Origin of the sequence: Streptomyces sp. V2I9 (assembly GCF_030817475.1) — a bacterium.
Lineage (GTDB): Bacteria > Actinomycetota > Actinomycetes > Streptomycetales > Streptomycetaceae > Streptomyces.
In genome coordinates this window covers 6,402,537-6,415,253 of sequence record NZ_JAUSZJ010000002.1, presented here as the reverse complement: position 1 = coordinate 6,415,253, position 12,717 = coordinate 6,402,537, and the positions used below count along the sequence as shown (strand labels likewise).

Sequence of the window (12,717 nt, the reverse complement as noted above, 5' to 3'; positions counted from 1 at the left end):
CTCTCTGTCGGCCTCACGGCCGGTGGGACGAAGGGCGGACCCGGCGGGGCGCCGGTCAGCGGGCGTGGAGGCCGCTGCCGAGGCAGAGCTCGGCGACGGGACTCTGCAGCAGGGAGTGGACGAAGAGCAGCTCCGCGCCGCAGCGGCCGGCGGCCGCGATCCGGTGCGGGGTGAGCGAGTCGAAGTGGGCGCTGTCGCCGGGTTCGAGGTCGTGGACGGTGTCGCCGAGCCCGACCCGCAGCCGGCCCTCCAGCACGTACAGCCATTCCTCGCCCGGATGCACCCGGACCAGGTCGCCCTGGGCCCCGTACGGCACGCGCACCCGCAGCGCCTGCATCGCGCGGCCGGAGCCGCCTGCCTGCCGGTACATCCAGCCGTCGGCCTCCGTCCCCTCGAAGGCGCCGCCGCGCACGATCGCGTCACGTGCGGGAGACTGCTCGCCGAGCAGCTCGGAGACCGTCGTACCGTAGATGCGGGCGAGTCCCAGCAGCATGGGCAGCGAGGGCTGGCGGCGGCCGGTCTCCAGCCGGGAGAGGTGGGCCGGGGAGAGTCCGGCCCGGCCGGCGGCGGTCTCCAGCGTGAGACCGCGGGCGCGGCGCAGGTCGCGCAGGCGGGGTGCGACGCCGGGGAGCTCGTCCGGCGCCCCTTCGTCCGGAGGGTTCATGGAGCCATTGGGCCAGGATTTTTCCTCGGAGGCAAATAAGTTGCCTCAGAGGCAATACCTGTCGGCTCCCGGACCGGTCAGCGGTTCGCCACCGCCTGCTTGACCAGTGTCCGGCCGAAATCCCACATCAGCCCGCCGCCGCTGTGCGCGTCGTCCATGACGGAGGTGAACGCCGCCACGAAGCGGTCCACCTCCGCGTCCCCGATGATCAGCGGCGGGATCAGCTTGATCACTTCCAGGTGGTCGCCGGAGACCTGGGTGAGGATGCGGTGCTTCCGGAGCAGTGGCACCACGACCATCTGGGCGAAGAGTCCCTTGCGGGCCGCCTGGAGCATGGTCCAGCGGCTGCGGAGCTTCAGCGAGGCGGGCCGGCCGAACTCGATGCCGATCATCAGCCCGCGCCCGCGGACCTCGTGCAGCAGCTCGTAGCGGTCGACCAGGGCGGCGAGCCGGTCGCGCAGCAGGTCGCCGGTGCGCCGGGCCCTGGCGACGATCTCCTCGTCCTCCATGACCGCGAGGACGGCGAGCCCGGCCGCCATCGCCTGGGCGTTGGAACCGAAGCTCGCGGAGTGGACGAGGACCCGGTCCATCGAGGAGTAGACCTTGCGGAAGATCCAGTCCTTGCCGAGGGTGGCGCCGACCGGCACGTAGCCGCCGGAGAGCGCCTTCGCCACGCACACCAGATCGGGCTCCACCCCCTCCTCGTGCTGGTAGGCGTAGAAGTCCCCGGTCCGGCCCAGGCCCGTCTGGACCTCGTCGGCGATCAAAAGCGCCTTGTGCCGGTGCAGCAGCTCCTGCGCATCGCGGAGATAGCCGGGCGGCGCCGCGTGCACGCCCTTGCCCTGGATGGGCTCGACGACCAGCGCCGCCACGTCGCCCCGCTTCAGCTCACGGCGCAGCGCTTCGAGGTCACCGAGCGGGACGGCCGTGTCGGGCAGCAGCGGGGCGAAGCCGTCGCGGAAGCCGCGCTCCCCGTTGACGGACAGGGACCCGGTGGTCAGCCCGTGGAAGGCGTGGTCGCAGTAGAGGACCCGCGGCTTCCCGGTGGCGTACCGCGCGAACTTCAGCGCCGTCTCGACAGCCTCCGTGCCGCTGTTGCCGAAGAAGACCCGGTCCAGATGCGGGCTGTGGGCCAGCAGCTTCTCGGCGAGCAGTCCGGGCAGGGGCTGGCAGTCGAAGCGGGTGAGGTCGGCGAGCTGGGCGTCCAGCACGTCGTGCAGGGCCCGGCGCACGACGGGGTGGTGGCGGCCGAGGCCCATGACGCCGAACCCGGCGAGCATGTCGAGGTAGTCGTCGCCCTCCGCGTCCCAGAAGTACGCGCCCTCGGCCCGCTCGTAGACCTTGTCGAAGCCGAGGGTGTGCAACATGCGCGGCAGTTGGTGGTTGAGGTGGCGCGCGTGCAGGTCGTACCGCTCGGCTCCGCGTTCGGCGAGGAGCCCCGCCAGGTCGAAGCCCTGGTTTCCGCCGTCCGTCATCGCCCGCTCTTCTCCTTCGACGTGCTGCCGCACGGGTCTTCGGATGTGCTGCCGCACGGGTCCGGCCGCCCCGGAGGAGCCGCCGCGGCCGGACCCGTCACGTCGGTCACCGGCTCACCGGTTGCTGCTGATGGTCTCCCGCGCCGCACGCAGTGACTCCTTGAGGGACCCCATGGTGGCCAGCACCGCCGTGGGCTCGTAGCCGCAGTGCGCCATGCAGTTGGCGCAGCGCGGGTCCTTGCCCCGGCCGTACTTGTCCCAGTCGGTCTCCTCGATGAGCTGACGGTACGTCGGTACGTAGCCGTCGCTCATCAGGTAGCAGGGGCGCTGCCAGCCGAAGAGGGAGTAGTTCGGGATCGCCCAGGCGGTGCACGGGAAGTCCGCCTTGCCCTCCAGGAAGTCCAGGAAGAGCGGCGAGTGGTTGAGCCGCCAGCGGGCCCGGTTGCCTCCCGCGAACGCCTTCTTGAACAGCTCGCGGGTCTGCTCGACGCCGAGGAAGTGCTCCTGGTCGGGGGCCTTCTCGTAGGCGTAGGCGGGCGAGATCATCATCTCGTCGACGTGCAGGTCGTCGTTGAGGTAGTTGAGCACCTCGATGATGGTCTGCGGGGTGTCGGTGTTGAAGAAGGTGGAGTTGGTGGTGACGCGGAAACCGCGCCGCTTGGCCTCCTGCATCGCGGCGACGGCCTCGTCGAAGACGCCTTCCTTGGCGACCGACTCGTCGTGCCGCTCCCGCAGTCCGTCGATGTGCACCGCGAAGGCGAAGTACGGGGACGGGGTGAACTTGTCGAGCTTCTTGCGCATCAGCATCGCGTTGGTGCAGAGGAAGACGTATTTCTTCCTCGCGACGAGCTGGCGCACGATCTCGTCGATCTGCGGGTGCATCAGCGGCTCGCCGCCGGCGATGGAGACCATGGGGGCGCCTGATTCGAGCACCGCGCCCACCGCCTGGGCGACCGGCATGCGCTGCTTCAGGACACCGGCGGGGTGCTGGATCTTCCCGCACCCCTCGCAGGCGAGGTTGCAGGCGAACAACGGCTCCAGCTCGACGATCAGCGGGAACTTCTCACGCTTGCGGAGCTTCTGTTCGAAGAGATACGTCGCGACCTTGATGGACTGACGGAGCGGCATGGCCATCTGGCTCACCTCCTGGGGAGCAGTAAGGATCGGTGCCATTCGTAGAAAGCCGGAAGGACGGCACGAAGAACGATGAACGCCGATATTCCACCGCGTACGGTGCCGATGCGGACGAGCTCATGCTCCGGAGCGTCCACGACCACCCGGACGGCCGCAACCGGACGCGGCCCGTGGCACAGGGCGGTCCGCAGGGTCGCGGCGGACTCCATGTCGACCGCGATCGCCCCGCCCGCCCGCAGCGCGGCCCGCTCGGGCCCCCGTACGACGTGGTCGGAACCGGTGAGCGGGCCGGTGTGGACCCTGCGGCCGGGGAAGGCTCGGGAGAGGGCGGCCACCAGGACGCCGGTGCCCGTGCACGGAGTGGTGCCGTCGGCGTCCCGCGTCTCCCCGGCGACGACGAGGTCACCGGGGTGCATGCCCGGCGCGAGGCCCGCGCAGAAGCCGGAGGCGATCACCGCGGCATCGGGCATCCCCGCGGGACCCAGGGCCCGTGCCACGGCCGCCTCCGCCGCCCGCGGTCCCATGCCGGTGCGTACCACCCGGACCGGGCCCGGAGCGCCCCTGCCGCTGCGCAGGGCCACCTGTTCGATGCCGAGGGCGCACGCGACCAGCAGAGGCGTCACGGTGCCCCCGGCCCCTCGCGGATCGCCCATCAGGCCCACTCGGCGGCGTCCACGCGGTCGGCGAACGGGTCGCCGTGCACGAAGCGCCCGAGTGCGGTGAGGGGGAAGACCTGGCGGTAGAGGTGGTAGTTGATGGAGAAGTCCCAGGGGAAGCCGGTGCCGGTGAAGTACGGCTCGTCCCAGGAGCCGTCGGCCTGCTGGGCCTCGGTCAGCCAGGTGACGCCGCGGGCGACGGAGGGGGTGTCCCGGCGGCCTGCGGCGAGGAGGGCGAGCAGCGCCCAGGCGGTCTGGGAGGCGGTGGACTCGCCGTGCCCGATCCACTTCTCCTCCTGGTAGGAGCGCAGGTCCTCGCCCCAGCCTCCGTCATCGTTCTGGACGGACTCCAGCCAGGTGACGGCCCGGCGGATCGCGGGATGCCCGGCGGGCAGCCCCGCGGCGATCAGGGCGGGCACCACGGACCCGGTGCCGTAGACGTAGTTGACTCCCCAGCGGCCGAACCAGGCGCCGCACGCCTCCTGTTCGGCGAGCAGCCACGCGATGCCCTCGCGGGTACGGGGGTGGCGCGCGTGCCCCTCGACGGCGAGCATCTCCACGACATGGCCGGTGACGTCGGCGGACGGCGGGTCGATGACCTCCCCGAAGTCGCAGAACGGGAGGCGGTTGGGGAGGGGGCTGGTGTTGTCGGCGTCGAACGCGCCCCAGGCCCCGTTGCGGGACTGCATGCCGAGGGTCCAGCGGACGCCGCGGGCGATGGCGGCTTCGAGGCGGGCGGGATCGGGATGGCGCACCCGGCGCAGCGCCAGAACGACCTCGGCGGTGTCGTCGATGTCCGGGTAGTTGTCGTTGTGGAACTCGAACGCCCATCCACCGGGGGCGAGTTCGGGCTTGCGGACCGACCAGTCACCGGGGCGGGTGATCTCCTCGGCCAGCATCCAGTCGGCGGCCCTGACCAGGGCGGGGTGGTCGGGTCTGAGTCCGGCGTCGGCCAGCGCGATGGTGGCCAGACAGGTGTCCCAGACCGGCGACTGGCATGCCTCGACCATGCGGGCTCCGTCCTCGCGCCGGACGGCGAACCGGTCGAGAGAGGCCAGCCCCGCCTTCATCACCGGATGGTCGAGGTCGTAGCCGAGGAGGTGCAGGGCGATGATCGAGTAGACGGCGGGCGGCTGGATCCCGCCCCAGCAGCCGTCGTTCTCCTGGCGCTCGATGATCCACCGGGCGGCCACGTTCATCGCGATCCGGCGCAGTGGGCGCGGGGCGACCCTGTGGTAGAGGTGCAGCCCCTTGTCGAGGCGCTGGAAGAGCCCGTCCCATCTGGTCGGCGGGGCGAGCTTCGCGGGCGGGTTCGGGCGGTGCGGGTCGGTGTGCAGCTCGTCCAGGGCGAAGGGCGCGGGGCGCACCGGGCGCTTCGCGGAGACGATGGTGAGCGGCACGATGGTCTGGCGGGCCCAGCAGCCGAAGTCGTAGATGTTGAGCGGGACCCACCGGGGCAGGAACATCAGCTCGGGCGGCAGTTCGGGGAGGTCGTCCCACTTCCACCAGCCGAACAGGGCGAGCCAGATGCGGGTGAAGACGCGGGCGGCGGCGATGCCGCCCTGTTCCCGGATCCAGCCGGAGGCGCGGGCCATGTGCGGTTCGTCGGGGCGGTCCCCGGCCAGCCGCAGGGCGACGTACGCCTCGATCGTGGCGGAGAGGTCGGCGGGTCCGCCGTAGAAGGTGTTCCAGGTGCCGTCGCCGAGTTGTTCGCCGCGGATGAAGAGGGCGGCCGCGCGGGTGGTTCCGGCGTCCTGGATCCCGAGGAACTGGCGCAGGAGCAGGTCCTCCGCGTCCATCGTGACGTTGGTGGCGAGGTCGCCCTTCCACCAGCCCTGCTCGTCCTGTCGGCCGAGGAGGTGCTCCACCGAGCGTTCCGCGGCCCGTCGCGCGGCGGCGGTGACGTCGTCCGCGGCGGTGGTCGTGTCGGCCGGACCGTGGGCCGTGGCCCTGGCGGGGTTCGCGGCCCCGGTCGATCCGTCGGTCGTCGCTGTCATGAGCTTCCCCTTACGTGCAGTCGGTTCTCTGCTGTGCTGGGGTCACCGTCGGCCGACGCCCCGTGAGGGGCGCCGGCCGGCGACTGCGAGTCATATGCGAAGCATGGTCATCTCTTGCGTACCACCACGAAGTCGGCGAGCTCGGTGAGCTGCGCGCGCACCCGGTGCGGCATGTCCACGGCGTGCAGCGCCTCGATGGCGATGGTGTGCTGACGACGGGCTTCCTCGGCGGTCCACTCGCGGCCGCCCGCCTCCTCGATGAGCGCCGCGCGGGCGGCGAATTCCTCTTCGGAGAAGCTGTCGAAGTCGTTGCTCTTGGCATCGGCGGCGAGCAGTTCGCCCAGCCGCTCGGATGCCTGGCCGCCGGCGGCGAGCGCCGCGACGACGGGCAGGGACTTCTTGCGCTGCCGCAGGTCGCTCCAGGTCTGCTTGCCGGTGGACACCGGGTCGCCCCAGATGCCGAGCAGGTCGTCGACGGCCTGGAAGGCGAGACCGAGGTGGTAGCCGTACGCCTCCAGGGTGTCGGCGGTGCGGTCGTCGGCGCCGCCGAGGACTGCGCCGATCGAGACCGCGCAGGCCAGCAGGGCACCGGTCTTGTTGCCCTCCATCTCCAGGCACTCCTCGACGGTGACCCGCTCGCGGTGCTCGTAGGAGATGTCCTGCGCCTGTCCGTCGATGAGCTTGCGGCTGGCGGTGGTCAGCCGCCGGGCCGCGCGGCCCGCCTCGACCGTACCGAGCTCCAGCAGCACGTCGTAGGCGAGGGTGAAGAGCGCGTCACCGACCAGGATCGCCTGGGCGGGGCCGTGCACCTTCCAGACGGTGTCGCGGTGTCGGCGCTGCTCGTCACCGTCCATCAGGTCGTCGTGCAGCAGCGAGAAGTTGTGCACGAGTTCGACGGCCACCGCGCCGGGGACGCCGGTCTCGGCGGGGGCGCCGGCAGCCTCGGCGGACAGCAGGGCGAGCGCCGGGCGCACGGCCTTGCCGCCGTCGCCGTCCGAGGGCCGCCCGTCGGCGTCGATCCAGCCGAAGTGGTAGGCGGCGACGGTGTCCATGGGCGACGCGAGCCGGTCCACGGCAGCCCGCAGGACCGGCACTGACAGGGCTCGTCCGCGCTCCAGAAGCGCGGTGACGCCCGCGGTGTCCGCCACGGTGTCGACAGCCGGATTCGCCGGGGTCACAGACTCTCCTCTTGTTCCGGTGGTACTGCTCATGCCGCCTCCTGCAGCGGATGTCCTGGGGGGCGGCCGAGGTCGTGGAGGGCCGCGTCGGCGGCGGCGGCGCCGCTGCGCACGGCACCCTCCATCGTCGCGGGCCAGCCGGTGTCGGTCCAGGCCCCCGCCAGCTGGAGGCCGGACAGCCGGGTGCGGGGGCCGGGGCGCAGCCGTCCGACGCCCGGGGCGGGGGCGAAGGTGGCCGCGCGCTCGCGGGTGACGAAGAAGTCACGGATGCCGGCGCCGCGCGCGGCGGGCAGCAGCCGTTCCAGCTCGGGAAGATAACGGGCGCGCAGCTCGGCGACGGGCAGGTCGATCTCGGCCCGGGCGGCGGACTGCGAGACGGCCAGATACTGTCCGGGGCCGGTGAGGCCCGAGGAGTGGGTGCGGTCGAAGACCCACTGGACCGGGGAGCCGATCGCGGCGAAGAACGGCCGGCGCAGGACCTTGCGGTCGTAGACGACGTGCACGTTCAGGATGGGCGCGTTGTCGATGTCGAGCAGCAGCTCGGGCTCGTCCAGCGCGCCTGCGGGCAGCAGGTCGTGGGTCTCGGTCTGCGGCACCGCGAGGACGACGGTGTCGGCGGTGATCCGCTCCCCCGCGCTCTCCACGACCCAGCGGCCGTCCTCCGTGCGGGTGACGGAGCCCACCTTGGCGCGCAGCTCGGTACGGACGCCGGCGGTGTCCAGCGCCTTGCGGGCGAGGGTGTCGTGCAGGTCGCCGAGCGGCACGGTGGCCCAGCCGATGTCGGCGGCGCCGGGGTCGGAGAGCAGGCCGGTCTTGAAGACCTTCGCCGCGAGCGCCATGGAGGCGTGCGGTGCGGTGGCGTTCAGCGTGGCGACGCCGACGAGATCCCAGAGGGCCTCGATGGTGCGTTCGGACTGGCCGTTGCGCCGCAGCCAGGTGGCGAAGTCGATCCGGTCCAGTTCGGGGTCGGCGGGGTCCAGGCGGCCCAGCGCGAGGGCGGCCCGGCCCACGCCCGCCTTCTCGGCGAGCGAGAGGTGCGGGTAGGCGGCGAGCCCGCCGGCCAGGTGCAGCGGTACGGGCAGTGCGGTGCGGCGCAGCCGTCCCAGGCGGGGCCCGGCGGCCCGGCCGACGTCGAGCACGGGCACGTCGAGACGGTCCTGGAGCGGGGCCAGGTGGGTGCCGTCGATCCGGTCGAGGAACCAGCGGTAGCCGGTGCAGCAGCGCAGGTAGACGTGCTGGCCGTTGTCGACGGTGAGGTCGCCGCGCTGGAAGGAGAAGGCGAGGCCGCCGAGGCGGGGGCGGCCTTCCAGCAGGGTCACGTCGAGTCCGGCGTCGGCGAGCCGGAGCGCCGCGGTGACGCCGGCGAGTCCGCCGCCGACGACGACGCCGACGGGGCGCGCACTCTCGTCGCTCATGCCTGCCCCTCTCGCCGGGTGATGGCCGGGCGCCGGGCGCCCGCCGTGAAGATCGTCGCAGTCGGTGACGCGTCGGGCCACCGGAGGGTTGCCCGTGGACCGGGGCCGTGCGGAGGCATCAGGCACGCCCCCTGGCGGTGAGCCGGGAGATGTGGCGGGCATCCATGCCCGACAGGCCGCGCACCGCGACGTACGCCTTCTCGTGGCCGGGCAGCGAGACCCGGCCGCGCAGGACGGCCTCGGGGTCGCGTTCGATCCGGTCGAGGAGGCGGCGGTAGATCCCGGCCATCGCGGCGACGCAGGCGCCGCTGCGGCGGTCGAGCATCGGCAGCAGCCGGTAGCCCTCGGCGAACAGGGCGCGGGCGCGGCGGACCTCGAAGTGGACGAGGCCGGCGAAGTCGGAGCCGGGGGGCGGGGTGGTGCGGTGGAAGCCGTCCGAGCAGCCGAACTTCGCCAGGTCGTCGGCGGGCAGGTAGGTGCGTCCGTTGGCGGCGTCCTCGCGAACGTCGCGCAGGATGTTGGTGAGCTGGAGGGCGAGGCCGAGGGTGTCGGCGTACTCCGCGGCGCGCTCGGCCCCGCGGGCGCCGGGCGCGGTGCCGAAGACACCGAGGCTGAGGCGTCCGATGGCTCCGGCGACGCAGCGGCAGTAGGTCTTGAGGTCGTCCCAGGTCTCGTAGGTCGCGCCGCGCACGTCCATCAGGACGCCGTCGATCAGCTCGTCGAGCCCGCTGAGCGGGAGCGGGAAGCGGCGGGCGGCGTCGGCCAGCGCGACGGCCACCGGGTCGGTGTCGTCCTCGTCGACGGCGTCCTTGCGGATGCGCTCCAGCAGCTCACGGGTGCTCTCCAGCCGGGTCCGCTTGGTCTCCGGGTCCAGTTCCCCGTCGCCGATGTCGTCGACGCGGCGGGAGAAGGCGTACAGCGCCGACATCGCCTGCCGCTTCTCGTTCGGCAGCAGCCTGATGCCGTACGCGAAGTTACGGGCCTGCCGGCCGGTGACGGCCTCGCAGTAGCTGTATGCGGCCTGCACCGGCGGCGACATGGGCGTCGTCTGTCCCTCCACGGTCCGGCTCACCTCTCTCCACGCGCTCGGTTCAAGACGATTCCCACTTCCCGCAGCAGCCGGGGCTTGGTCGGTCCGGGTGGTCCGGGCAGGACGTCGAACCCGGCGGCCGAGATCGCGGCCAGTGCGGCGCGGCCCCCTCCGACGAATCCGGCGAGGAGCAGCTTCAGCCTGCCGTCGACGCTGCCCACCAGTGGGGGGCCTTCGTCCAGCAGTTCGCTCGCGCGCTGTGCCTCGTACGCGATCAGGGCGCGGACGGAGGCTCCGGCGGACGGGGCGGCCAGGTCGGATTCGGTGACCCGGAAGCGTTCCATGTCCTCGGCGGGCAGGTAGATCCGGTCGCGTTCCAGGTCCTCGGCCACGTCCTGGAGGTGCTCGACGATCTGGAGCGCGGTGCAGACGGCGTCGGAGCGGCGGATGCGGTCCGGGCTCGACGTGCCGGTGAGGGCGAGGACCAGGCGGCCGACCGGATTGGCCGAAAGCTCGCAGTAGGAGACCAGCTCGGCGTAGGTGCCGTAGCGGCGGATCTTCTGGTCCTGGCGGTTGGCCTCGATCAGGCCGAGGAAGGGCTCGGGGGTGAGCGACCGGCGCCGCACGGTCGGTCGCAGGCCGCGCAGCAGCGGATGGCGCGGTCCGCCGGTGGTGGCGAAGACCCGGTGGAGGTCGGTCTCCAGGGCGTCGAGCAGGGCGAGGCGGTCGTCGCCCCGCTCCGGCTCCAGGCCGAGGTGGCGGGCGTCGGCGCCGCCGGGGGCGAGGTCGCCGTCGCCGATGTCGTCGACGAGCCGGGCGAATCCGTAGACCGCCATCAGGTCGTCGCGCCAGGCGCGGGGCAGGAAGAAGGGGGCCACGGGGAAGTTCTCGTCCGCGGCCTTGCCGAGCGTGGCGGCGCCGGTGCGCGCGTCGGGGGTGGAGGTCACTGCGTACCGCCCGGTGCGGGGACGGCGGAACCACGTCGGAGCTGGAGATCTTCCGTCAATGCCGTCACATCTCCCGTTCTACACTGCTGACCCAAAACAACCCTTTTCGGACACGCCGCTCATGCTTCCGAGTGCATTGCGGCAAAGCGGGTGGTGCCGGGGCGATTCGCCCTACTCGCCATGAATCAGCACTGCTACAGCTTACGTTGTACAGCTCACCGGGGGCGGGCGGGGTGCGGGGGCCGCCACCGCCGCCCGGCCGTACCCGTCAACTCTCCCCGCGCACGGCGGAGATGGCCTCATCCGCCGGGAGGAGATCGACACCGCGGCCTCCTGCGGGCGCGCCGTCCCGGAGCGGGCACCGCACGGCCCCCGCAGGACCGGTCCGGCGGGGGCCGTGGCGAGCGCCTGGACTATTTGCCCGTCTCGCGCTCGTACGCCTTGAGGACTTCCTCGGTGGGGCCGTCCATCAGGAGTTCGCCCTTCTCCAGCCACAGCGCACGGTCGCAGGTGTCCCTGATCGACTTGTTGTTGTGGCTGACCAGGAAGACGGTGCCCGCCTCCTTGCGCAGCTCGCGGATGCGCTCCTCGGAGCGGACCCGGAACTTGCGGTCACCGGTGGCCAGCGCCTCGTCGATCATGAGGACGTCGTGGTTCTTGGCGGCGGCGATCGAGAAGCGCAGCCGCGCCGCCATGCCGGAGGAGTACGTCCGCATCGGCAGGGTGATGAAGTCGCCCTTCTCGTTGATCCCGGAGAAGTCCACGATCTCCTGGTACCGCTCGCGGATCTCGTCGCGGCTCATCCCCATCGCCAGACCGCCGAGCACGACGTTGCGCTCACCGGTCAGGTCGCTCATCAGCGCCGCGTTCACCCCGAGCAGCGAGGGCTGCCCGTCCGTGTACACATGGCCCGATTCGGTCGGCAGCAGTCCGGCGATGGCCCGCAGCAGCGTCGACTTGCCGGAGCCGTTGGTGCCGATGAGACCGATGGCCTCGCCGCGGTAGGCGGTGAAGGAGACGCCGCGTACGGCGTGCACCTTCCGTACGCCACGCTCCTCGCCCTTGCCGCGCCGCAGCATGCGGCTCAGCGCGGCGGTGGCGCTGCCCCGGCCGCCGCCCGTGCCGTTGACCCGGTACACGATGTGCACGTCGTCGGCGATCACCGTGGGGACGCGCCCCTGTGCGTTGTCCTCAGCCACGGCCGTACCGTTCCTCTGCCTTCCAGAAGTACACGAATCCCACGACGCCCAGCAGCACCGCCCAGCCCAGGCCGACGGCCCAGACGTGGTCGGGCAGGTTCTCGGAGCCGTAGCCGTCGATCAGGGCGAAGCGGACCAGGTCCATGTAGACCGCCGCCGGGTTGTACTGGAGCACGTCGGCGATCCAGGCCGGCTTGTCCTTCAGCATCACCGGGATGGAGAACATGACGCCCGAGGCGTACATCCAGGTCCGCATGACGAACGGCATCAGCTGCGCGAGGTCGGGGGTCTTGGAGCCGAGCCGCGCCATGACGAGGGCCAGACCGGTGTTGAAGACGAACTGGAGCAGGAGGGCGGGGATCACCAGGAGCCACGACAGCGAGGGGTAGCTGCCGAAGATGACGGCGACCGCGACCAGCACGATCATCGAGAACAGCAGCTGCTGGAGCTGCTGGAGGGAGAAGGAGATGGGGAGCGAGGCCCGCGGGAAGTGGAGGGCCCGGACGAGACCGAGGTTGCCGGAGATCGACCGGACGCCCGCCATCACGGAACTCTGGGTGAAGGTGAAGACGAAGACGCCGGTGACCAGGAACGGCACGAAGACGTCGTGGGAGATCCCCTCCCTGGTTCCCAGGATCAGCCCGAAGATCAGGTAATAGACCGCCGCGTTCAGCAAGGGCGTGACCACTTGCCACAGCTGGCCGAGCTTCGCCTGGCTGTACTGCGCGGTCAGTTTCGCCCGGGAGAAAGCCAGGATGAAGTGGCGTCGGCCCCAGAGCTGTCGCATGTATTCGAACAGTCCGGGACGGGCGCCACTCACGGTCAGGCCGTACTTGGCGGCCAGCTGGGCCGCGTCGAGGCCCTCGTCGGCGGACGGCGGGGTCCCGAGGGCTACCCCACCGTCGTGGGTCGTGTCACTCACAAGTTGAAACTCTCGTCTTCACGCGCAGTCGGTCGGGAGCGCGGCTCAGGCGGACAGGTTCCGGAAAGAAAATACGCCTCATGCTCTCAGAGGAAAGCCT

The 12,717-nt window shown here is 71.7% G+C and carries 11 protein-coding genes; all 11 read right to left on the bottom strand.

The window, feature by feature from the left end; translation table 11 throughout:
* Positions 1-55: 55 nt before the first annotated feature.
* The 11 genes from QFZ71_RS27820 to QFZ71_RS27770 all read right to left on the bottom strand — a co-directional run bounded on the left by QFZ71_RS27820 (position 56) and on the right by QFZ71_RS27770 (position 12,617).
* Positions 56-664, bottom strand: coding sequence for a helix-turn-helix domain-containing protein (locus QFZ71_RS27820; RefSeq protein WP_307670907.1), 609 nt, complete (start codon positions 662-664; stop codon positions 56-58).
* 77 nt (positions 665-741) lie between these two features.
* On the bottom strand, positions 742-2,139 hold the full coding sequence (locus QFZ71_RS27815) for an aspartate aminotransferase family protein (protein WP_307670906.1): 1,398 nt from the start codon (positions 2,137-2,139) through the stop codon (positions 742-744).
* A 114-nt stretch (positions 2,140-2,253) separates the two neighbouring features.
* Positions 2,254-3,273, bottom strand: coding sequence for an adenosyl-hopene transferase HpnH (gene hpnH, locus QFZ71_RS27810; RefSeq protein ID WP_307670905.1), 1,020 nt, complete (start codon positions 3,271-3,273; stop codon positions 2,254-2,256).
* 5 nt (positions 3,274-3,278) lie between these two features.
* On the bottom strand, positions 3,279-3,926 hold the full coding sequence (locus QFZ71_RS27805) for a 1-hydroxy-2-methyl-2-butenyl 4-diphosphate reductase (protein ID WP_307670904.1): 648 nt from the start codon (positions 3,924-3,926) through the stop codon (positions 3,279-3,281).
* Positions 3,926-5,926 carry a squalene--hopene cyclase gene (shc, locus tag QFZ71_RS27800; RefSeq protein WP_307670903.1) on the bottom strand — a complete coding sequence of 667 codons (2,001 nt, stop codon included), beginning with the start codon at positions 5,924-5,926 and terminating at the stop codon, positions 3,926-3,928. The genes QFZ71_RS27805 and shc overlap by 1 nt, the downstream gene beginning before the upstream one ends.
* A gap of 107 nt (positions 5,927-6,033) precedes the next feature.
* Positions 6,034-7,137: a polyprenyl synthetase family protein gene (locus tag QFZ71_RS27795; RefSeq protein ID WP_307670902.1), complete on the bottom strand. Its 1,104-nt coding sequence runs from the start codon at positions 7,135-7,137 to the stop codon at positions 6,034-6,036.
* The gene (gene hpnE, locus QFZ71_RS27790; RefSeq protein ID WP_307670901.1) at positions 7,134-8,519 is read right to left on the bottom strand and encodes a hydroxysqualene dehydroxylase HpnE; all 1,386 of its coding nucleotides are present in this window, start codon (positions 8,517-8,519) and stop codon (positions 7,134-7,136) included. Before hpnE ends, QFZ71_RS27795 begins: the two co-directional genes overlap by 4 nt.
* A gap of 118 nt (positions 8,520-8,637) precedes the next feature.
* Positions 8,638-9,558: a presqualene diphosphate synthase HpnD gene (gene hpnD, locus QFZ71_RS27785; RefSeq protein WP_307671606.1), complete on the bottom strand. Its 921-nt coding sequence runs from the start codon at positions 9,556-9,558 to the stop codon at positions 8,638-8,640.
* Between the two features lie 29 nt (positions 9,559-9,587).
* Entirely contained in the window at positions 9,588-10,496 is a 909-nt protein-coding gene (gene hpnC, locus QFZ71_RS27780; RefSeq protein ID WP_307670900.1) for a squalene synthase HpnC, read from the bottom strand.
* 413 nt (positions 10,497-10,909) lie between these two features.
* The gene (locus QFZ71_RS27775) at positions 10,910-11,695 is read right to left on the bottom strand and encodes an ABC transporter ATP-binding protein (RefSeq protein WP_307670899.1); all 786 of its coding nucleotides are present in this window, start codon (positions 11,693-11,695) and stop codon (positions 10,910-10,912) included.
* The gene (locus QFZ71_RS27770; RefSeq protein ID WP_307670898.1) at positions 11,688-12,617 is read right to left on the bottom strand and encodes an ABC transporter permease; all 930 of its coding nucleotides are present in this window, start codon (positions 12,615-12,617) and stop codon (positions 11,688-11,690) included. Before QFZ71_RS27770 ends, QFZ71_RS27775 begins: the two co-directional genes overlap by 8 nt.
* Positions 12,618-12,717: the final 100 nt, after the last annotated feature.

Coding starts and splice junctions, on each gene's coding strand:
- shc (WP_307670903.1), bottom strand. CDS start 5,926: ATGACAGCGACGACCGACGGATCGACCGGGGCCGCGAACCCCGCCAGG.
- hpnD (WP_307671606.1), bottom strand. CDS start 9,558: ATGTCGCCGCCGGTGCAGGCCGCATACAGCTACTGCGAGGCCGTCACC.
- QFZ71_RS27815 (WP_307670906.1), bottom strand. CDS start 2,139: ATGACGGACGGCGGAAACCAGGGCTTCGACCTGGCGGGGCTCCTCGCC.
- QFZ71_RS27795 (WP_307670902.1), bottom strand. CDS start 7,137: ATGAGCAGTACCACCGGAACAAGAGGAGAGTCTGTGACCCCGGCGAAT.
- hpnE (WP_307670901.1), bottom strand. CDS start 8,519: ATGAGCGACGAGAGTGCGCGCCCCGTCGGCGTCGTCGTCGGCGGCGGA.
- hpnH (WP_307670905.1), bottom strand. CDS start 3,273: ATGGCCATGCCGCTCCGTCAGTCCATCAAGGTCGCGACGTATCTCTTC.
- QFZ71_RS27820 (WP_307670907.1), bottom strand. CDS start 664: ATGAACCCTCCGGACGAAGGGGCGCCGGACGAGCTCCCCGGCGTCGCA.
- QFZ71_RS27805 (WP_307670904.1), bottom strand. CDS start 3,926: ATGGGCGATCCGCGAGGGGCCGGGGGCACCGTGACGCCTCTGCTGGTC.